The organism is Sphingobacterium thalpophilum, from assembly GCF_901482695.1.
Classification (GTDB): domain Bacteria; phylum Bacteroidota; class Bacteroidia; order Sphingobacteriales; family Sphingobacteriaceae; genus Sphingobacterium; species Sphingobacterium thalpophilum.
This window is the reverse complement of sequence record NZ_LR590484.1, coordinates 2,629,053-2,648,521: the sequence shown is the minus strand read 5'-3', so window position 1 is coordinate 2,648,521 and position 19,469 is coordinate 2,629,053. Positions and strand designations below refer to the sequence as shown.

The 19,469-nt window shown below is 41.4% G+C and carries 19 protein-coding genes; 14 read left to right on the top strand and 5 right to left on the bottom strand.

Translation table 11 applies throughout. The annotated features are described in order from the left end of the window. The first annotated feature begins 34 nt into the window (after positions 1-34). The 10 genes from nuoH to FGL37_RS10920 all read left to right on the top strand — a co-directional run bounded on the left by nuoH (position 35) and on the right by FGL37_RS10920 (position 10,540). A complete protein-coding gene (gene nuoH, locus FGL37_RS10965; protein ID WP_407695582.1) occupies positions 35-1,096 on the top strand; it encodes an NADH-quinone oxidoreductase subunit NuoH in 1,062 nt (353 codons plus the stop codon). Between the two features lie 3 nt (positions 1,097-1,099). Beyond that, entirely contained in the window at positions 1,100-1,663 is a 564-nt protein-coding gene (locus tag FGL37_RS10960) for a NuoI/complex I 23 kDa subunit family protein (RefSeq protein ID WP_028072120.1), read from the top strand. Between the two features lies 1 nt (position 1,664). Continuing rightward, positions 1,665-2,207, top strand: coding sequence for an NADH-quinone oxidoreductase subunit J family protein (locus tag FGL37_RS10955; protein WP_028072119.1), 543 nt, complete (start codon positions 1,665-1,667; stop codon positions 2,205-2,207). Continuing rightward, on the top strand, positions 2,204-2,512 hold the full coding sequence (nuoK, locus tag FGL37_RS10950) for an NADH-quinone oxidoreductase subunit NuoK (RefSeq protein ID WP_028072118.1): 309 nt from the start codon (positions 2,204-2,206) through the stop codon (positions 2,510-2,512). Before FGL37_RS10955 ends, nuoK begins: the two co-directional genes overlap by 4 nt. Positions 2,513-2,515: 3 nt before the next feature. Further along, the gene (locus FGL37_RS10945; RefSeq protein WP_028072117.1) at positions 2,516-4,570 is read left to right on the top strand and encodes an NADH-quinone oxidoreductase subunit 5 family protein; all 2,055 of its coding nucleotides are present in this window, start codon (positions 2,516-2,518) and stop codon (positions 4,568-4,570) included. 3 nt (positions 4,571-4,573) lie between these two features. Next, positions 4,574-6,175: a complex I subunit 4 family protein gene (locus tag FGL37_RS10940; protein WP_028072116.1), complete on the top strand. Its 1,602-nt coding sequence runs from the start codon at positions 4,574-4,576 to the stop codon at positions 6,173-6,175. 6 nt (positions 6,176-6,181) lie between these two features. Then, a complete protein-coding gene (locus tag FGL37_RS10935) occupies positions 6,182-7,663 on the top strand; it encodes an NADH-quinone oxidoreductase subunit N (protein ID WP_028072115.1) in 1,482 nt (493 codons plus the stop codon). Positions 7,664-7,798: 135 nt separating this feature from the next. Beyond that, the gene (locus FGL37_RS10930; protein ID WP_028072114.1) at positions 7,799-8,404 is read left to right on the top strand and encodes a DUF4254 domain-containing protein; all 606 of its coding nucleotides are present in this window, start codon (positions 7,799-7,801) and stop codon (positions 8,402-8,404) included. 4 nt (positions 8,405-8,408) lie between these two features. Further along, positions 8,409-9,434 (top strand): glycosyltransferase family 9 protein, encoded by a 1,026-nt coding sequence (locus tag FGL37_RS10925; RefSeq protein WP_028072113.1) that lies wholly within the window; start codon positions 8,409-8,411, stop codon positions 9,432-9,434. Beyond that, positions 9,431-10,540 carry a glycosyltransferase family 4 protein gene (locus tag FGL37_RS10920; RefSeq protein ID WP_028072112.1) on the top strand — a complete coding sequence of 370 codons (1,110 nt, stop codon included), beginning with the start codon at positions 9,431-9,433 and terminating at the stop codon, positions 10,538-10,540. Before FGL37_RS10925 ends, FGL37_RS10920 begins: the two co-directional genes overlap by 4 nt. Here FGL37_RS10920 and FGL37_RS10915 read toward each other — a convergent pair. The 4 genes from FGL37_RS10915 to FGL37_RS10900 form a co-directional block, all read right to left on the bottom strand. Further along, complete coding sequence (locus FGL37_RS10915; protein WP_028072111.1) at positions 10,537-11,202, bottom strand: glycosyltransferase family 32 protein; 666 nt, start codon at positions 11,200-11,202, stop codon at positions 10,537-10,539. The genes FGL37_RS10920 and FGL37_RS10915 overlap by 4 nt on opposite strands. A 1-nt stretch (position 11,203) precedes the next feature. Next, a complete protein-coding gene (locus tag FGL37_RS10910; protein WP_051607324.1) occupies positions 11,204-12,271 on the bottom strand; it encodes a glycosyltransferase family 4 protein in 1,068 nt (355 codons plus the stop codon). Between the two features lie 49 nt (positions 12,272-12,320). Further along, positions 12,321-13,328: a WaaS/CpsH family glycosyltransferase gene (locus FGL37_RS10905; RefSeq protein ID WP_138096787.1), complete on the bottom strand. Its 1,008-nt coding sequence runs from the start codon at positions 13,326-13,328 to the stop codon at positions 12,321-12,323. Between the two features lie 71 nt (positions 13,329-13,399). Next, positions 13,400-14,218 carry a glycosyltransferase family 2 protein gene (locus FGL37_RS10900; protein WP_028072108.1) on the bottom strand — a complete coding sequence of 273 codons (819 nt, stop codon included), beginning with the start codon at positions 14,216-14,218 and terminating at the stop codon, positions 13,400-13,402. A gap of 517 nt (positions 14,219-14,735) precedes the next feature. Here FGL37_RS10900 and FGL37_RS10895 point away from each other — a divergent pair. From FGL37_RS10895 to FGL37_RS10880, 4 genes are read left to right on the top strand one after another with little or no spacing between them, the layout of a single operon-like run. After that, complete coding sequence (locus tag FGL37_RS10895; RefSeq protein WP_160169550.1) at positions 14,736-15,608, top strand: glycosyltransferase family 4 protein; 873 nt, start codon at positions 14,736-14,738, stop codon at positions 15,606-15,608. A 7-nt stretch (positions 15,609-15,615) separates the two neighbouring features. Beyond that, entirely contained in the window at positions 15,616-16,614 is a 999-nt protein-coding gene (locus FGL37_RS10890; protein WP_051607323.1) for a glycosyltransferase family 2 protein, read from the top strand. After that, complete coding sequence (locus tag FGL37_RS10885) at positions 16,611-17,468, top strand: alpha-1,2-fucosyltransferase (RefSeq protein WP_028072106.1); 858 nt, start codon at positions 16,611-16,613, stop codon at positions 17,466-17,468. Before FGL37_RS10890 ends, FGL37_RS10885 begins: the two co-directional genes overlap by 4 nt. A 19-nt stretch (positions 17,469-17,487) precedes the next feature. Beyond that, complete coding sequence (locus FGL37_RS10880; RefSeq protein ID WP_051607322.1) at positions 17,488-18,456, top strand: DUF6492 family protein; 969 nt, start codon at positions 17,488-17,490, stop codon at positions 18,454-18,456. Here the strand turns inward: FGL37_RS10880 and FGL37_RS10875 are convergent. Continuing rightward, positions 18,422-19,468, bottom strand: a complete 1,047-nt coding sequence (locus FGL37_RS10875) for a DegT/DnrJ/EryC1/StrS family aminotransferase (protein ID WP_232048679.1) — start codon at positions 19,466-19,468, stop codon at positions 18,422-18,424. The genes FGL37_RS10880 and FGL37_RS10875 overlap by 35 nt on opposite strands. Between the last annotated feature and the right edge of the window lies 1 nt (position 19,469).

Below are 19,469 nucleotides of genomic sequence, written 5' to 3'. Positions count from 1 at the left end.
TAAAAATCATTATAAATAAGACTTGTTGGATTCTATACTACATATCTTGGTTCCCATTGCTATCTTCACCTTTATAGCAGCATTTACCTTATTTGCAGTATATGCCGAACGCAAAATTGCCGGATTTGTCCAGGACCGTCTCGGCCCAATGGAAACGGGGAAATACGGCAGTCTACAAACGATAGCAGATATCCTCAAGCTGCTCCAAAAGGAACTGATAACCCCTGCTTCAGCAGACAAAATTCTGTTCCGCATAGCCCCGATCATCATCTTTGTAGCGGTATTTACAGGCTTTGCAGTCATCCCATGGGCCAAAGATTTTATACCGGCAAATACCCATACCGGTCTGTTTTTTATCATGGCGATAATCTCCATTGATGCATTAGGCATTCTGATGGCGGGCTGGGGATCAAACAATAAATATTCCTTACTGGGTTCCATGCGGGCTATCGCCCAGATGGTTTCCTATGAAATACCTGTCGGTCTTTCCCTGATTACTGTTGTCATGCTTACACAGACTCTGAATCTCAATGAAATAACGATAGACCAGGGTATTGCTACCAACGGCAGTATCAAGTTTCTGGGTTTTTGGGAGGTGAATGAGATCGGTGGCATTTTTGCATGGAATATTTTTCAGGCCCCCCACTTGATCGTCACATACATTATCTTTTTCATTGCTACACTGGCCGAATGCAACCGTGCGCCTTTTGATATTCCCGAAGCGGAATCCGAATTGGTCGGCGGCTTTCATACAGAATATGGGGGTATACAATTCGCCTTTATCTTTCTGGCTGAATATGCAATGATGTTTCTGGTATCCATGCTGGGGGTAGTCCTTTTTCTTGGTGGTTGGAACACACCGTTGCCCAATATCGGTGCGCTGCGGCTCGCCGACTGGACCAGTGGTCTGGTCTGGGGAATCTTTTGGACTCTGGCCAAGTCACTATTTATTGTTGGAATACAAATGTGGATTCGCTGGACACTGCCGCGTCTTCGCGCAGATCAGCTGATGAGTCTTTGCTGGAAGGTGCTGACACCCTTGGCCTTTCTCTGCATGGCTATTTCCGCGATCTGGAGAATCTTAATTATTGCGTAAGATATGATATTTAAAACGGCTTCCCATGCATTTCGTACGGCGATCAAAGGTTTGTCTTTGACGGTCAGGCACTTGTTTGGCGCACGGCGTTCCCGTCAGGAGCTAAATATCAAAAAGGATAACTATTTTGACAATCAGGATGGCATTGTCACGGTACAGTATCCTGCCGAAAAGATGCCTATACCCGATGTTGCGCGTTATCAGCTGCAGGTTGACATCGACGACTGCATCGTGTGTGACTTGTGTGCCAAGGCCTGTCCCGTAGACTGTATTGAAATCGAATCGATCAAATCGCCTGAAGCCATTGGCAAGACCTCGGATGGCAGTGTCAAACGCCTTTATCCAGCCAAATTTAATATTGACATGGCCAAATGCATGTACTGCGGGCTATGCACCGTCGTCTGTCCGACTGAATGCATTACGATGACCAACGAATACGACCGCAGTTCACAAAAGCTAACCGACCTGATCTATGGTTTCTCGGATATGACCGAAGAACAGGTGGCCCAGCGAAAAGCGGAGTGGACTCGATATCAAGCTGAAAAGGAGGCAGCAAAACAGAAGTAAGATGGAAAAAATCCTGTTTTATGTATTTGCGTTCCTTGCCATCGGCTCGGCATTGCTGCTGGTCAACCTTAAAAATATAGCACGTGCATTATTTTTGTTTTTCATTGTGCTGTTTGCGATGGCGGGCCTGTATTTATTTGCACTTGCCGATTTTGTGGCGATTACGCAGATCATGGTCTATGTGGGTGGGGTACTGATCCTCATGCTGTTTGCATTTATGCTTTCCAACAAGGAACTTCTGAAAGAACTGCAGGATAGCAGTGGCTCATTCCTAAGCATGCCCAAGTGGCAAGCGGTGCCATTGGCACTGGGCTTTCTGCTCCTGATGATGTATGGAATCATTGAATGGCAGCAGGCTACTCCTACGTGGATAGACCAGTCTGAACAGAATGGCACTTTTATCGCGGCCACGGATAACAACATTCAGCAGATTGGACTGCGATTTATGACATTTTATGTACTGCCATTCGAAGTCATATCGGTCTTTTTGATGATGGCACTTATCGGTGCCTCCCATTTATCCAGAAAGGAGCGCAGCAGATGATCCCATTAACCCATTTTCTGATCGTCAGCGCCTGCATTTTCTGCATTGGACTTTACACCGTGCTCTCGAAAAAAAATGCCATCATGATTCTCGTGGGGATCGAACTGATGATCAACGCGGCTATTCTAAATTTTGTAGCCTTTGGCCGATACGACAAAATCAGTTACGGCGGGCAGATCTTTGGCTTGTTTGCCATCGTGCTTGCTGCTGCTGCCGTTGCTGTCGGACTCGCACTGGTTTTAAATGTATACCGGCATTACAAGACCATCAATCCGGACGAAATAAACGAACTAAAAGATAAGTAAGCATTGGATCAGCTTGTTAACATATCGCCCCTATTGACCGCGCTGCTCGCCGTATTAGCACCATTTATTGCCTTCCTTTACCAGGCAGTCGCAGGCAGACATGATCAATCGGGGGGCGTCTCCCTGCTGGCTATTGTGCTCAGCTTTGTTTTTGGTGGACTCACCTGGCTAACCTGCTGGAACAGTCCGCCCGTTTCCAGCCAGATCAACTGGTTTACCATTGGTGGATCCACGTTTACAGTCGGCATCCTGCTCAACAACCTCAGCACACTCATGCTGCTGCTGGTTCCAACCATAGCACTACCTGTACATATCTACTCCAGAGCATACATGAAGGGCGACACTGGCATTCACCGGTACTGGATGTATCTCAGTCTGTTTTGTTTCGCTATGCTGGGCCTGGTAATTATGGACAGCCTCTTGCTTATGTATATCTTCTGGGAACTGGTGGGCTTTGCATCGTACCTTCTCATCGGTTTCTGGTTTACCCGTGAATCAGCTGTACAAGCCAACAAAAAAGCATTTATTGTCAATCGTATTGGCGATTTAGGTTTCTTGATTGGCCTGGCAATTCTATTTACACAGTTCCAGACTCTCAATGTAGCTGAACTTTTTGCTGAGGGTGGCCTCTTCGCTCAGACCAGTGTCGCAGATGGACAGTGGGTCTCGCCGGTCAATACAATGGATCAGATCTGGTTAACGGTAGCCGGGCTTGCATTTTTTGTAGCTGCGATGGCCAAATCGGCACAATTCCCACTACATGTATGGCTGCCCGATGCCATGGAGGGGCCGACCTCCGTATCCTCCCTTATTCACGCTGCCACAATGGTTGCCGCTGGAGTATTCCTACTAGCAACCGTACTTCCGTTATTCAATGAAAGTGTGTTGTTGTTTATAGCAATCATAGGCACGGTTACCGCAGCATCCGCAGCTTACTTCGCCGTCGGTCAATACGACATCAAACGTATCCTGGCATTCTCAACCATTTCACAGCTGGGTTTTATGATGGTCGGTATCGGTATTGGCACCTGGGATGCAGCTTTATTTCACCTGGTCACACACGCCTTCTTTAAATGCCTTTTATTTCTTGCAGCAGGGGCAGTCATTCACGAGATGGCGCACCTCAAAGAACATAGTCATTTGGACTTCGATCCGCAGGACCTCCGCCAGATGGGCGGGCTAAAACAATATATGCCCAAAACCTTTATCCTAATGAGTCTGGCCTCGCTGGCCCTGGCGGGCTTTCCGCTCACCTCAGGATACCTCTCCAAAGACAGTATCGTCATATCCGCTTTTGAATGGGCATTGGCACATGGAGGAGGCTATCTGTTCATCCCAGTCTGTCTGGTTCTGGTCAGCATATTGACGGCATTCTATATTGGCCGGTTAATCTTTAAAACATTTTTTGGCGAATTTCGCCTACGGGCGCGGCTACCAGAAACGCTACAGGCACACCCATTACATGAGGCGCCGCGTACGATGCTGGTTCCGATGTTTTTTTTGGGAATATGCTGTTTATTCCCCCTATTTTCCACCACCCCACTCTCTTATCACGATTCGTGGCTGATGGATGGCCTATTGCCGGGAGAATATCAGTTTGCTCCCAGCCATAGTGCCCACCTGATCATTCCTTTGCTACTGCTGCTGGGATCCGCTGTGGGCTGGGTCATAGGCTGGAGATGGTATGTGCAAAATAAATATCCGCTAGATCCTGATAAATGGACTTTAAAAGCCGCTTTGCACCAGGGATATCTGAATGAGATCTACCAGGTCACCTTCGTTCAGGGCATATTAAAATTAGCACAGTTTAGTTACTGGTTTGACCGCCATATCGTCGATGCCCTGGTTGCTTTTGTTCGGTCCATCGTCCTCTCCTTATCACAGCTGAGCGTATGGGTAGACAAATATATTGTGGACGGTTTTGTCAACACAGTCGCTTCAATCGCATACTGGACGGGAAATCAGGTGCGCTTGGTGCAGAACGGAAAATTGCAGACAGCGTTGTATTCCGTGTTTTTGTTTGTTTTACTTGGTTTAATTTATCTTATATTTTTTTAGGACATGCCTATTCTATCCTTACTGATATTTTTACCGCTTTTGGCAACAGCTATCATTCTCGCCTTACCGACACGCTTTAAGTCGAGTTATCGATACATTGCCCTTGCCATCACTGGAATACAATTTGTGCTGGCTGGTATATGTTATGCACATTTTGATGCGGGCCAGACGGGTATTCAGGATCTAGCTGGGTATCAGTTTGTCGAGCAGCTGCCCTGGATCCGACTCGACCTGGGTACGATAGGCACACTTGAAATTGATTACCTTATTGGCATCGACGGTATTTCCATGCCCTTGCTGCTGCTCAGCGCTTTTGTAATGCTCATGGCCATCGGCGCATCCTGGAATATACAAAAAAGTCCCAAAGGTTATTTTGCCCTATTGATGGTGCTCAATATGGCTGTGATGGGTATTTTCTGTGCGCTGGACTTTTTCCTGTTCTATTTGTTTTACGAAGTCATGTTACTTCCACTATATTTCCTCATCGGTATTTGGGGTGGAGCCCGGCGGGAATATGCAGCCATCAAATTTTTCCTTTATACGCTATTTGGATCGGTTTTCATGCTATTGATCATTGTAGGCCTCTACTTTTCGGTGGTCAATCCAGAGACCGGAGCGCACACATTCAATATGATCCATATGATGAATCCCCAGAACTACCTCGCGGATTCCCTCTTTGCCTGGGGTGGATATCGGGAGATACTGGGTATTTCGGCAAGGCTGGTTGGCTTCATTGTGCTGTTTTTTGCCTTTGCCATTAAGGTTCCTATTGTACCCTTGCACACTTGGCTGCCCGACGCTCACGTGGAGGCACCAACGCCGGTATCGATTATTCTGGCGGGGATCCTGCTGAAGATTGGTGGCTATGGCATTATCCGCATCTGCTATAGCATCTTTCCCGATATGGCTGCACTTTCCAACTGGTGGCTGGGGTTGATCGGAGTGGTTTCCATCCTATATGGCGCATTGAATGCATTAGCCCAAAAGGATCTGAAGCGGATGATCGCCTATTCGTCGGTATCGCACATGGGCTTTGTGTTGCTCGGTGTAGCCTCGCTGACTGCCGAAGGTATCTCAGGAGCCATGTTCCAGATGATCTCCCATGGTTTTCTGTCTGCAGCGCTCTTTTTTCTGGTGGGAGTCCTTTATGACCGTGTGCATGACCGTAATATTTACAGTTTTCGGGGATTGGCGCAGATCATGCCCAAATACACAGGTTATGTTGCCGTCGCGTTCTTTGCTTCTCTCGGGTTGCCGGGCTTTTCCGCCTTTATCGGCGAAGCTTTTGTTATTATCGGTTCATTTAATGCCGCCAGCTTAGGCACTGGCTTACCGCGCTGGATGGCACTCGCGGGATCTGTCGGTATCTTATTGAGCGCAGCCTATCTCTTGTGGACATTGCAGCGCATGTTTTTTGGACAGGTCCGCCTGAAAGGCGCCGACAGCTGGGCACATGCCCTGACGGATGTCAATGGCCGCGAACAGCTGATCCTATTTCCGACCCTGGCACTCGCTCTTTTGCTGGGCATCATGCCTTCCCTGGTATTTAGTCAGCTAAATGCAAGTGTATTGAACCTTCTCAGCATTATACAACAATTTATTTAACCCAGCATGCTCGCATTCGGTCCATATATCAGTTCTTTTATCGATCAGGTCATCGCCAGTATTCCCTATTTTAAACCCGAACTTACGCTGGTCATCACCTTTATTGCTGCAATTATTGCCAGCCTGTTTTTAGACCGCCGCTGGAAAAAGAGCTCATTTGTCATTACTTTTGCCGGTATGGCACTCAGTGGCTGTTATCTGCTGGGACAAGGGCTCAGTAAAGTCGATATGGTTGCATTTTTCGATATGATCCATATCGATCCTTTCGCTACTTCAGCCCGGATGGTTATCCTTTTTTCAACCCTGCTGATTTGTCTTTTTGTGCAGCGCCGCCATCAGGAAGACCGTCCATTAGGTGACTTCTATGCTGTACTGCTGACAGCCACGCTGGGTTTAAATCTGTTGACCATGTCCAGCAACTGGCTGATGATTTTTATTGCGGTCGAAACTGTCTCTATCAGTTCGTACGTCATGGTCGGTTATTTTTCCTCCAGTAAAACTCAATCTGAAGCCGCGCTAAAATATGTCCTCTTTGGTTCGATCTGTGCTGCGGTAATGCTTTACGGCCTATCTCTGCTGTACGGTTTCACGGGAAACTTGAATTTCGATGCATCCAGCCATATTGCAGGCCTCATGGAAGCCCCACGGGTACTGATCAGCCTTGCGCTGCTCTTTTTGCTGACAGGAATAGGCTTTAAATTGAGCTTCTTCCCTTTTCATGTCTGGAGCCCGGACGTCTATCAGGGCGCACCGACCGTGGTGACGACCTACTTGGCCACAGTACCGAAAATAGCTGTTGTCGTGCTGTTATCCAAGCTCCTGGCAGCATGGCTGTCCGTATCTTTTTATTTCAGTGATTTTCTGCTCTATGTCGTGATCATCATCGCCATAGCAACCATGCTGGTCGGCAACCTGGCTGCCCTACGGCAGCAGGACGCCAAAAGGATGATGGCTTATTCTTCTATCGGCCATACGGGGATATTATTAATGGCCGTACTGGTTTATCAAAATAACGAGGCCAATGTGCTGTTGTTTTATCTGTCCATCTATGCGTTGATGAATATTGCCGTTTTTATTTTCATTGATTCATTGGAGAATGCTCTGGGAACGACTTCCATCGACTCCTATCGTGGACTTGGCAGGCAATTCCCACTCCTCTTTACCGCATTTTCTGTGGTATTGGTGGCGTTGGTCGGCTTACCGCCCACGGCCGGTTTTGTTGGTAAACTTTTGGTATTTTCCAAAGTATTTGAGCAATATCAGCAATTCCCCACCTTCGGCCTGCTGACGTTACTGATCGTGGGCGCGCTGACCTCGGTCATTTCCCTGTTTTACTACTTTAAAATCCCGCTGAACGCATTCTTAAAGGAAACGGCTGAGCAACATACTTTCCTGCCATCGCGCCTGCTGCTTGGCATCGGACTGCTCTGTACCGTCGCGGTCCTATTGCTGGGTATTTTTCCCGACATTTTATTGTCCTTATTTTAAGTTGCAGGCTGTGCCGTATCACCATATGTTTTACGGCTGGTCGCGAACGGCGCATCGGTTGAAGGAACAGGTTTTACCTTAGCACAGCGCGCGATTATAATTGTATATACTGGCAAATTTATCTAAGTTTGTGTTATGATTAGTGCAATAGCAAATCCGATTTTCCAACGTGCTATCCAGGATTACCACGTATACGACCAGATTGATCATCCAATCCAGAATCCGTATGACACACAATCCCTAGAACATCTCCTTTACCTCAAGTGCTGGATTGACACCGTTCAGTGGCATATGGAAGATGTTGTACGTAATCCGTCAATTGATCCCAAAGAGGGTCTATATTGGAAACGGCGCATCGACGAATCGAATCAGTACCGCACCGACACCGTAGAATATATCGACAGCTATTTTTTGCAGCAATATAAAGATATAGAGGCCAGGCCCGATGCAAAGATCAACACCGAAAGCCCAGCATGGGCCATTGACCGGCTCTCTATCCTAGCTTTGAAGATCTACCACATGGAGCAGGAAACATGGCGTTCGGATGCATCAGAAGCACATATTGCAGCCTGTCAGGAAAAATTGAATATCTTGCTCGAACAGCGAAAAGATCTGTCACAGAGTATCGATGAACTGTTGAACGACATTGAAGCCGGCAACAAATACATGAAAGTATATAAACAGATGAAGATGTATAACGATCCGGCACTTAACCCAGTACTTTATACCTCCGGGAAATAGAAACATGTCTTTGCCTCAGCGAATCATAGTAACTCGGTTTTCCGCCATGGGTGATGTCGCCATGGTCGCTTCTGTATTAAGAGAGTTTCGTCAGCAGTTTCCGCGGGTCGAAATCATTATGGTCAGCCGTCGCTTTTTTGAGCCATTCTTTGATGGGATACCGAATATGCGGTTTCACGCAATAGAGCCAAAAACAGTACATAAAGGTTTGCGGGGTTTGATTAGGCTGAAAAAAGAGCTAGCGCAATATGGAGCAGATGCCGTGGCAGATTTACACTTTAACCTACGTTCCCGCGTGCTCGCTCTGCTATTTTCTTTATCAGGTTTGACCGTAAAACAGCTGGATAAAGGACGTGCTGAGAAAAAGGCGCTTATCAGAAAAGACAACAAGGTTAAAGTGCCACTAAAGCTGACTGTCGAACGCTATGCAGATGTCTTTCGTGCCCTGGGGTTTATCTTTACGCTTTCCAATCGTCTGATACCGAATCTGCAGGACGTCCCCAAGGCGGCTTTCAGTATGTTCGGCAATATACGCCGTAAAAAAATAGGCATTGCGCCATTTGCCCAGCATCGTTATAAGATATGGTCTTCACACAACATGGAGCAAGTGATCGATTATCTGACACACAACGAATACGACGTACTGCTCTTTGGTGGCGGCAAGACTGAATTTCAAATTGCTCAGAACTGGACGGAGCGCTTCCCTAATACCTTCAATACCATTGGAAAGTTTAATTTACAGGAGGAGCTGGATATCATATCCAATCTAGACCTGATGATCAGCATGGATTCGTCCGGGCTGCATATGGCCTCCTTAATGGGTGTCCGTTGTCTGTCTTTATGGGGCGCCACGCATCCCTATGCAGGATTTACAGGATATGGGCAGCAGCTGGCGGACTGCATCCAGGTCGAACATCCCAACCGTCCCAGTTCGGTGTACGGCAACAAACCCTGCGACTGTAATGGTATAGAGGCGATTGATTTAATTACTCCGGCAATGGTGATCGAAAAAATAACGGCGATAAGATGAGAATAGGATTTGATGCAAAACGCTATTTTTTGAATAAAACCGGACTGGGTAATTACAGTCGGGATCTGGTACGTATTCTGGAGAAATATGTTCCACAGAACGACTATATAAAATACACCACGAAAACAGGCAGCTACATAATTGACCATCCGGAAATTGCTCAAACAACTCGTTTGCCGGAAGGTTTTATCAATACAACCTGGCCTAATCTATGGCGCAACCGGCGTATTGTGCAGGATCTGAAGAAAGACCAGATTGATATCTTTCACGGGCTGTCAGGCGAAATCCCTTTAGGGCTGGCCAAAACAGGGATTAAGTCGATCGTAACGATTCACGATCTTATTTTTATGCGGCACCCTGAGCTCTACCATCCTATTGACCGATGGATTTATAAGAAGAAGTTCAGACATGCGTGCGAGGCTTCAGACCGTATCATCGCTATTAGCAAGCAGACAAAAGAGGATATCATCGAATTCTTCAATATTCATGAAGGAAAAATTGAAGTAATTTACCAGGGATGTCATGAGGCTTTTAAATTAGAGAAAACCAATGAAGAAAAGCAAATATTAAAGAAGAAATTGGACCTTCCGAATCAATTTTTATTGAACGTCGGGACAGTAGAAGAGCGAAAGAATGCATTATCTATTGTTAAAGCTATCACCAACATAGACATTCCATTAGTAATTGTTGGTAAAAGCACGAAATATAGCAGGCAGTTACAAGACTTTGTTGCGCAACATCAAATGAAAAATCGTGTTTACTTTCTCAGCGGATTGAATATGCAGGAACTGTCAGTTCTCTATGCATCCGCACTTGCCTTTATATATCCTTCCATTTATGAAGGATTCGGAATCCCGATAATCGAGGCTTTGTATTCAGGCACACCGGTAATTACTACAAAATCCGGGGTATTTCCGGAAGCTGGAGGGCCCTCTTCCCTGTATGTATCACCACATGACATTAACGAAATTCAATATGCTATTGAGAGCGTTATTTTTTCTACCTCTTTACGGAATAAAATGATAGCCGATGGATTGATCTATGCTCAACGTTTTAACGATGAATATTTAGCCCGTCAATGGGAGACGCAATATTTAGCGCTCTAATCTTCAGTCTTTATCACCGGAATCACTTTTTGCAATTTTTTCCAATGCTGTGATCGATCGCCATAAATGAGCAGCTTGCCTAATTTATATTTGAATTTCATTATACCTCGATAGTCATCTGGCACAATACGATACGAAACCGCCGGGTTCTCAGCAATTACGTCATTAATAGCACGTGTATATACCGTTGGGCCCGTCATTCCATGCACGTCATGTGGAAATTTATTTTGCTGAATATTTTCGACGATATACTCAATAGTGCGCTCCAGAAAAGGATGTTCTTTGTCAAAAATTAAGGCCCATTGTGCGAAAAGGTTTTGATGATTTTTTTCGCGCGTAATAACGGCATAGTCCTCATCACTAAGATGTTCATCTAACTTGACAAGAATATCGCTATCCAGATCTAAATAGATCCCACCCTTTTTATAAAGAATAGCATAGCGAAAAAAATCGGCTTTGGCTGCGCCTATCTGTAGTTTGGAATAGGCTTTATACACTTCCTCATCAAACGAGTCTTTGATAAACTCATCTACTCTTCTATCATCATAAAATTCATAACTATACCCCTTGTTCTTACGCCTAAAGCTCTTGATATATAGTTTCGTTAACCAAGGAATTTGTTGCGTTTTAAATGTTTGATATATTACTTTCGGTATAGCCATCTTATTTCAAAAGTTCTTTATAAAGTTTCCAATATTCACTAGCCGCCTTATCCCAGGAAAACTGCTCCGCCCAGCTTTTAATTTCATTAGCACGATCTTCGCCATTGATAATATCCTGAAGTGTGGTTTTACCAAATTCGATCATGTAATCAGGATCAGTGGAATCCAAAAAGAAAGCCTCTGGCCCCCCGATTTCAGGCAGGCATGTATATTTAGACAAAAGCACTTTTTTGCCGAAAGACATCGCCTCAATAACAGGTAGTCCAAAACCTTCGGCGATTGAAGGAAAGACAAATAAAGCACAATCTCTTAAGTACCGGTATTTCTCTTCTTCAGAAACGGGGCCAGTTAAATGAACACGTTCTGCTACGCCTAACTCAGCCGCTAGATCAAGAATATATTGATTATAATCCGGCTCTGCGATAATACCACTAATGGTCAATTCCAAATTATTCCCAACTAATAAATAAAGCAACGTATGAAAATTTTTCTTACGATTTATGGTACCAATAGAATAAATAAAGGGTTTATGGGTATTATCCTGCGGTCGATCTAGCTGATCTAAATATTTCTGATCAATATTATTTCCATTATAAATTACGTGAAGTGGTTTCCGTTTTAGATCACAGTAGTTTTCTAGATCTTTTTTAACATAATGAGATATAGCTACAACAATGTCAGCTCTATCTAAATTTGCTTGTATTTTTTTTAAATATTTCTTTTCTTTTTCTATTGATTTGCCTTCCTTTAAGAAATTAAGATCATGAATCGTGGAAAGAACTTTGATACGAGAATTTCTGGGAAAATAATCGCTTAATTGAAACGAAGAATGCCAAAGGTTAAAATTAGCAAAACGCGGCATCCAGAATTTCTGCAATGATTTTTGCTGGTAATAATTTGCTTCTGTTCCAAAATCCTCATTAGCGGGGTTATTTGTAAAAAACACCATCTCATAGGGATCCGTTGTCTTCTTCAATAAAGCTTGGCCTAATTGCTTACAAAAATGAAATAAGCCTGTATGAGGATATTTCATCCGCTCGGCATCAAATATGATATTTAAATTTTTCATATTCTAAATTTGAAATACGAAAATACCTATTTTATACCTCCAATTACAGCTAGTCCAATACTTTTTTTACCCAATTCCTAAAAGAATATTTTTCAATAATCGAAGAGTCAATCTCAACGAGCGGTATATTCAAAAACTCTTTCAATTTTAATAGATTGTCACCATTCCAGATGAATATATTATTTGGATGATAAAAATCATAGTTTTTTATAGATAGATTATTGGTAATGATCTTTTTTCGATAGAATAGCGCTTCGAATATGCGAAACGAAAGCCCATTATGTATTGCCGAATTATCAAAATCCAGTAAAGCTTCGTAATGTTGAACATGACAAAGCATTTCCTTGTAAGTCAAAGGATCAGCTATAAATTCAATTCCAGAGTCACTATATTTCCCAATAGTCCTATCTTTTGTACAAAGTAATTTCACATTAACATCAAACCCTTCCTGCATCAAGAACTCGGTTAGTTCTATAATGAAGGGCATTCTACTTTCAAGATAGCTACCAACAAAACATAAGCTTTTAGGCTTAACTATTACATTTGTATCAGGAGGAATTTCCAAATAGAAGTTTGTAGTTAGTTCAATATTATTGTACAACCTTCTATATTTTAAATAATCTTTTTCGTCAAAAACAAAAAATTTTTGAAATAAATTAATACGATCAAATACCGCAGGAAAGCGATTAAGCCCATCCCACTGATAGCCGACCATTTTGTTTACCTTATTTTTTATATGTCGTAAAGTCTCAATGCCCAGTAGATCCGATCTAATAATTAAGGCATAATCCACTCTTTTTTTAATCTCATCCAATTGATATAACAAGGTTTTATTCTCTCTATCGAAAATCAACTGCTTTTTATAGTTACGTTGCAATAAAATATTTTTGTGTATGAAACTGCGAAGTCTTTCAAACGCACTTGCATACTTAAAAGGTTTATCAGTGATAAATAGAAAAATCACTTCGAAGCCAGCATTCTGTAACGAGAGAATCAATTCCTTATAAAACTGGAAATGTAATGGAATAATCAATATAATACTCTTTTTTTTCACCATATTTTTCATCGACTTGTCGAAAATATTGCTCTACTCACTCGAAATATATAACGACACGGCTTTCATTTACGCTACTTCTTTCTCTTAAAATAATAGAACAGCTTTTTATACCAAATATTATAATACTTTTTCTTATATCGTTCTTCTGAAGAAACTCGTTCTAATAATCGTTCTATTCCGTAATTAAACTCCTTAAATAGAGAATAGTGTTTGATATAAATATATAGCGTTGCTTCATCAGATATATTTGCTCTCCAATTCTGGTCAGTCATTGAGTCATTAGAATGACGCTTTCTATAATAGAACAACGGCTTTGGGATCTTATATACATGATCAAATCGTTGTGTCATTCTAATCCACATCTCCCAATCTTCAGCAAATTTCAAATTCGTATCGTACAATCCAATTGCCTTAAAGTTCTCGCTTTTCATCATAGCCGTCGCCGTAAAACAGTTTGTCCTAAGTATTGTTTCTTTAGAATATTCATCTAAATTAAAGATACCAGTTTCTCTCTCAAAAAACTGAGTCTGTGTATAGACAATATCTAGACTGTTATCTTCTGTGAACTTTTCCACGCATGAACTGACATAAGATTTGTCTAATAAATCGTCTGCATCCAAAAAAAGGAGATATTCTCCCGTAACAAAGTGAAATCCGTAATTCCTAGTAGCGGGTAGTCCTTCGTTAGCTTTTGAAAATATCTTTATATTTGAGTGATGCTGCGCGAACTCTTCTATAACACTATATGTTTTATCTTTTGAACCGTCATCAACAACAATCACTTCTAATTTTTTATACAGCTGATTCGTAACTGACTGTAGCGTCTCTATGACCGTACTCTCTACGTTATATGCTGGTATAACAATACTCACTAAATCTTTTTGAAACATCGATTCTTTCTCTTATAATTAATTTGTAACAATCTCATGATTAAACAAAGTTAATGCTTTTTGTGAGACTTAAGGTTGTCACTCTGCTTTATGCCAACTGAATCGTGTATTTTCTGCTTAACAACTAAAGCTAATCGATTCCAACAACCATTTTGGGCTATCTTTCTACTCAACATATAGAATTCTTTGTAATTTGCGCATTGAATAAGTTATTTAAATATTTTCTATGCTAAAAATCAGAAACTGGCTCGCGACGCTCACTTCTATTATAAAATACCCATCGATCGTAAAACGCCTAGACAAATCGGAGGGTTCAATTTATTTTTTCTTCCCTTTTTATCATATTGGTGGCGCCGAAAGGGTACATTTAGACATTTTGAGTTCGGTAAACCATAAAAATCCTGTGTGTTTTATCACTGATTCTTCAATCAATAACGATCTTAAGGCTCAATACATTAAAAATTCGACTTTAATCGAACTATTCCGTTGGGGAAGGAAAAAAAGCTTCAAAAAGCATATGCAAAAGAAAATTGCAGTTAAGATAAACAAGGCAAATAATGCTGTAGTCTTTGGATGCAATAGTCACTTCTTTTATGATTTATTGCCTCTATTAAAAAAAGATGTTAAAAAGATTGATTTGATCCACGCATTTATTGGAGACAATTCATTTGAAGAATGGTCCTTACCTTTAATTCCTCTGATAGATAAAAGAATTGTTTTAGGGCCCAAACATGTACTAAAACTCGCCTCCTACTACAGTGAAAAAAATATAAATGAAGAATATCTTAAAAGAGTACTTATCATTCCAAATAAAGTCGAAATTCCAACGAACTTTTCAAAAAAAAGTTTTGAAAACAACTTAACTGTTTTATTCATAGCAAGAGATTCTCCTGAAAAACGTATTCCTGTATTCCTTAAAGTCGCCAGCAAGTGTGAAGAACTGGGCCTTCCGTTTATATTTACGATGATTGGAGATTTTGAGAACTATAGGTATGAATTGACAAAAAATGTCAACTTCATTCCACGAATAAAGGATAAGTCACAGTTAAATTTGCATTACGCTAAAAGCCATCTCGTTATGCTAACTTCTAGCTATGAAGGCTTTCCAATGGTGTTATTAGAAGGAATGGCACTTGGAAACATACCTATAATAACTGATGTAGGTGAAGTATCTTCTTGGGTAAATGAAAGTTCTGGCACGGGATTTATTGTAGAAAACTACTCAGATACAGAACATCTTATCAGTGGGTTTGTGGACAAATTAACGTTCATTGCGAATCATAAAGAATTGTTACCTGAAATGTCTATGAACGTAATTAATCTCATAAAGAAGTCCTTCAATGAAGAATCGTTTACAAAAAAATATAGAGATTTATTAATACTTAAATAATATAACAATGCCTGAAATAACAGTATTAATGACTGCCTATAATAGTGCTATTTTTATTAAACAAGCAATTGACAGTATTTTGAAGCAAACCTTCAAAAACTTCGAATTACTAATAATTAACGATGGATCGACCGACAATACAATTGATATTATTCAATCTTATAGTGATCCAAGAATTAGGTTAATTAACAATAATTCAAACAAAGGACTAATATACAGCAGGAACATCGCGCTGACTGAAGCGAAAGGGAAATACTTGGCAATATTGGATAGTGACGATATAGCAATAATTAATAGACTTCAATTACAATGGGAAACATTCGAAAAACGGCCATCCTTAGCATTACTCGGTGGACAAGGAATAGTGATTGACAAAGATGGGAGAAAAACTGGAGAGATCTTAATACAAAAGACGGGTTCTGATGCGGTAAAACTAAAATTAGTGTTCGGCAACAGTTTTACACATTCTACAGTAATGATTAGGATGGAAGTATTTAGGAAACTTGGTGGATATCCGAATTTCCAATTGGCCGAGGACTATGCATTGTTTTCCAGGTTATCACATGACTTTGAATCTGACAATCTACCAGAGGTATTGGTCGAATATCGGATTCATGGAGAAAACATCAGTTTGCGAAAACAGGAGGAGATGTCGAATCTCCATGTTCCTATTGTTAAAAGTAGAATTAAACAATTTGGAATAGATGCAAAATCTGAACAAATTGAATGGTTGTTACACCCGAACACTGTAGCGGACAAAGATATCACATCGTTTAAATCTTTCTTAAAATTGCTAATCCACATAAATAGGAAGAACAACTTCTTGGAAAAAACAATGTTCGAAAAGAAGATTTTGGATATATGGTACGAAGCTGTATTGAACACAGTAAGGATTTCTTCTTTTTATCATGTATTTACACTACCCTTTCCCCTCTTCATACGACTAAGTAGTAAACAAGTTAGACGTAGTTTAAAAAATTCTTTAAAAGGCTTGTTTATAAAATGAAAATAGTTAAATTTCTAGGAGGCCTCGGCAATCAATTATTCCAGTACGCGTTCTATTTAGCTTTAGAGCAGAAATTCGAAAAGGTGAAGGCTGATCTATTTGATTTTGAAGAATACACATTACATAATGGTTTCGAGCTGGAAGCGATTTTCAACATCAAATTAACTGAAATCAGCGCTTTTGAGCAGAACCTATATACAAGAAATAATAGAAAGTGGTTGTGGCGAAAATTAAGAAGAGTTCTGAACACAAGAAGTTGTTATTTTGAAGAAAAAATTCCCTTCTCGTACTCAGCGGAACTTTTCAATGACCACAAAAGCCGTTATTACTGGGGATATTGGCAACATATCGATTACATCACACCGGTTGCTTCGCTTCTTCGTCAGAAGCTAATCTTTCCTACAATTGAAGATATCGAAAACAAGCTTATACAGAAATTAATCCATCAGAGTAACGCAGTGTCACTTCATGTACGGCGGGGAGATTACCTAAAAGAGCCGCTGTTTAAAGACATCTGCACAGAAGATTATTATCAACAAAGCATACGCTATATTCTTGAGACCCAAGAATCGCCATTATTTGTTATATTTTCCAATGATATTGAATGGTGTAAAACAGTATTTAAGGACTTGCATGCTGTCTTTGTTGACCATAATACTGGCATCAACAGTTTTAGAGACTTACAACTTATGTCATTGTGTAATCACCATATTATTGCCAATAGCAGCTTTAGCTGGTGGGGAGCTTGGCTCAATGAGCGGCCAGACAAAATCGTTGTTTGCCCTAAAAAATGGATTAATGACGCAGCCATAGATACTACAGGCCTAGTTTTACCTAATTTTATCACATTTTAGTCCTTTAAATTCTCTACTCATGCAAGTACCTACCTCCTCTCCAAAATATGATGCGATCATATGTGTGGGCCCCCAGCATATCGCAATTGCGAAAACGGTCATCCAACGTCTTAAGTTATTTTTCCATCCACAGCATATCTATGTTGTAACAAATGAATCTCACTTCAAAGATTTTCAATTATTGATACCAGAACTGGATTTAATTCTTGTGAACGAAAATGATCTATTTGAGCGTTTCAATTTGCAATCGGTAGCGAACTATCTGGAAGAGAGAATAAACAAAAAGGAAAGGGCCGGATGGTATTTTCAACAATTTCTAAAAATGGAAATTGCCAAAATCATACAAAATGAATATTATTTAATTTGGGACGCAGATACAGTTCCATTAAAACCAATTCGTTTTTTTAATAATGAAAACAGGGTGTTGATCCACAAGAGTGAAGAAAACCATCCTCCCTATTTTGAGACACTAAAAAGGATATTGGGTTTATCTAAAGCAGTAGACTATTCGTTTATTTCAGAACATCTTATGGTTAGAACATCGCTGATGAGAACCATGCTCCTTAAACTACGCGCAGATGACGATGACCGTGCGTGGCCTTATCATATATTAGAAAACATAAAAACAGAAGACCTCCCATTATCGGGATTCTCGGAATACGAAACTTACGGTAACTTCCTTCGTTCAACAGATCCAGAAAGCTTTGCATTACGGACCGATCCCGCGGAAATACTTTATAGTTCCCGAAATGGCAGTACGTTCTTTAGTTCATCACCACAGCCAAAGGATCTGGATTTTCTTGCGGCTCTAGGTTTGCACTATGTCACTTTTGAAACCTGGCAGGACAGCAACTCACGTAAGGTCAGAGCCAACAGAAAACGGAGCCGTCTATTTCTTTTTTTTAAGAATGCACCTTTACTCAATATAATTAGCAGACAAATCAAAAAAAATTTCATGAAAACTTATTCATTACCTCGACAACCCTAAAAATGTCATCTTCGGTATGTCCATACGAAATGGGTAGACTCAACACGGTACGGTGAATCTCGTCTGAAATGGGATAATCTAAACCGGGAAACAGGCCTTTCAGTGCCTTCTGGCGGTGCGGAGCTATTGGATAATGGATCTCTGTCCCGATTCCGTGGTCCAATAGATATTTCTTTAACCTGTCCCGATGCGAATGCCGAACAGCAAAAATATGATACACATCTACATGACCGTCCTGCACTGCTGGCAGAATAAAATCAGCTTTTAACCCTTGTCTATAAATTGCAGCAAGCCGTTGTTTGTGCACCGTAATTTCGTCAAGATGCCTTAGCTTAACCGATAGGAAAGCCGCCTGTATTTCATCTAGTCTGGAGTTATAGCCGACTTCATCAAACACGTATTTAACGGATGAGCCGTAATTCCGCAGTGTACGTACTGACTGTTCCATCGTTTCGTCCCGACAAGTTATTGCACCTGCATCTCCCAAAGCCCCGAGATTCTTTGTTGGATAAAAGCTGAACGCTCCAAAATCACCAAAAGCGCCTGCCTTTCGGCCCTTGTAAATTGCGCCATGTGCTTGTGCGCAATCTTCGACAACCTTAAGCTCATATTGATCTGCCAATTGAAGAATCGGATCCATATCACACATTTTACCATACAGGTGAACGACCAATATTGCTCTGGTTCGTTTGCTAATGGCGGCCTCAATCTTGTTTGGATCAATATTATATGTACTTAAATCCGGTTCTACGAGAACAGGCTTTAACCCTGCTTGCATAATTGCCAGTATGGAAGCGATATACGTATTGGATGGTACAATCACTTCATCTCCCGGACCAAACCCGAAGTACCGCAAGGATAGCACAAGAGCATCTAGACCTGAGGCCACCCCGATACAGTATTTTACCCCACAAAAATCTGCAAATGATTCCTCAAATTGCCGCACTTCGTTTCCTAAAATATACCAGCCTCCATGTAATACCTTCTGAAAAGCACCGGTATATTGTTCCATA

Bases quoted from the DNA above. Each gene is read 5' to 3' on its own strand.
- FGL37_RS10895 (WP_160169550.1), top strand. From the start codon at position 14,736: ATGCAAAAGAAAATTGCAGTTAAGATAAACAAGGCAAATAATGCTGTA.
- FGL37_RS10930 (WP_028072114.1), top strand. From the start codon at position 7,799: ATGATTAGTGCAATAGCAAATCCGATTTTCCAACGTGCTATCCAGGAT.
- FGL37_RS10915 (WP_028072111.1), bottom strand. From the start codon at position 11,202: ATGGCTATACCGAAAGTAATATATCAAACATTTAAAACGCAACAAATT.
- FGL37_RS10910 (WP_051607324.1), bottom strand. From the start codon at position 12,271: ATGAAAAATTTAAATATCATATTTGATGCCGAGCGGATGAAATATCCT.
- FGL37_RS10960 (WP_028072120.1), top strand. From the start codon at position 1,100: ATGATATTTAAAACGGCTTCCCATGCATTTCGTACGGCGATCAAAGGT.
- FGL37_RS10880 (WP_051607322.1), top strand. From the start codon at position 17,488: ATGCAAGTACCTACCTCCTCTCCAAAATATGATGCGATCATATGTGTG.
- FGL37_RS10925 (WP_028072113.1), top strand. From the start codon at position 8,409: ATGTCTTTGCCTCAGCGAATCATAGTAACTCGGTTTTCCGCCATGGGT.
- FGL37_RS10900 (WP_028072108.1), bottom strand. From the start codon at position 14,218: ATGTTTCAAAAAGATTTAGTGAGTATTGTTATACCAGCATATAACGTA.
- FGL37_RS10875 (WP_232048679.1), bottom strand. From the start codon at position 19,468: ATGGAACAATATACCGGTGCTTTTCAGAAGGTATTACATGGAGGCTGG.
- FGL37_RS10935 (WP_028072115.1), top strand. From the start codon at position 6,182: ATGCTCGCATTCGGTCCATATATCAGTTCTTTTATCGATCAGGTCATC.
- FGL37_RS10885 (WP_028072106.1), top strand. From the start codon at position 16,611: ATGAAAATAGTTAAATTTCTAGGAGGCCTCGGCAATCAATTATTCCAG.
- FGL37_RS10890 (WP_051607323.1), top strand. From the start codon at position 15,616: ATGCCTGAAATAACAGTATTAATGACTGCCTATAATAGTGCTATTTTT.
- FGL37_RS10920 (WP_028072112.1), top strand. From the start codon at position 9,431: ATGAGAATAGGATTTGATGCAAAACGCTATTTTTTGAATAAAACCGGA.
- FGL37_RS10940 (WP_028072116.1), top strand. From the start codon at position 4,574: ATGCCTATTCTATCCTTACTGATATTTTTACCGCTTTTGGCAACAGCT.
- nuoK (WP_028072118.1), top strand. From the start codon at position 2,204: ATGATCCCATTAACCCATTTTCTGATCGTCAGCGCCTGCATTTTCTGC.
- FGL37_RS10905 (WP_138096787.1), bottom strand. From the start codon at position 13,328: ATGGTGAAAAAAAAGAGTATTATATTGATTATTCCATTACATTTCCAG.
- FGL37_RS10955 (WP_028072119.1), top strand. From the start codon at position 1,665: ATGGAAAAAATCCTGTTTTATGTATTTGCGTTCCTTGCCATCGGCTCG.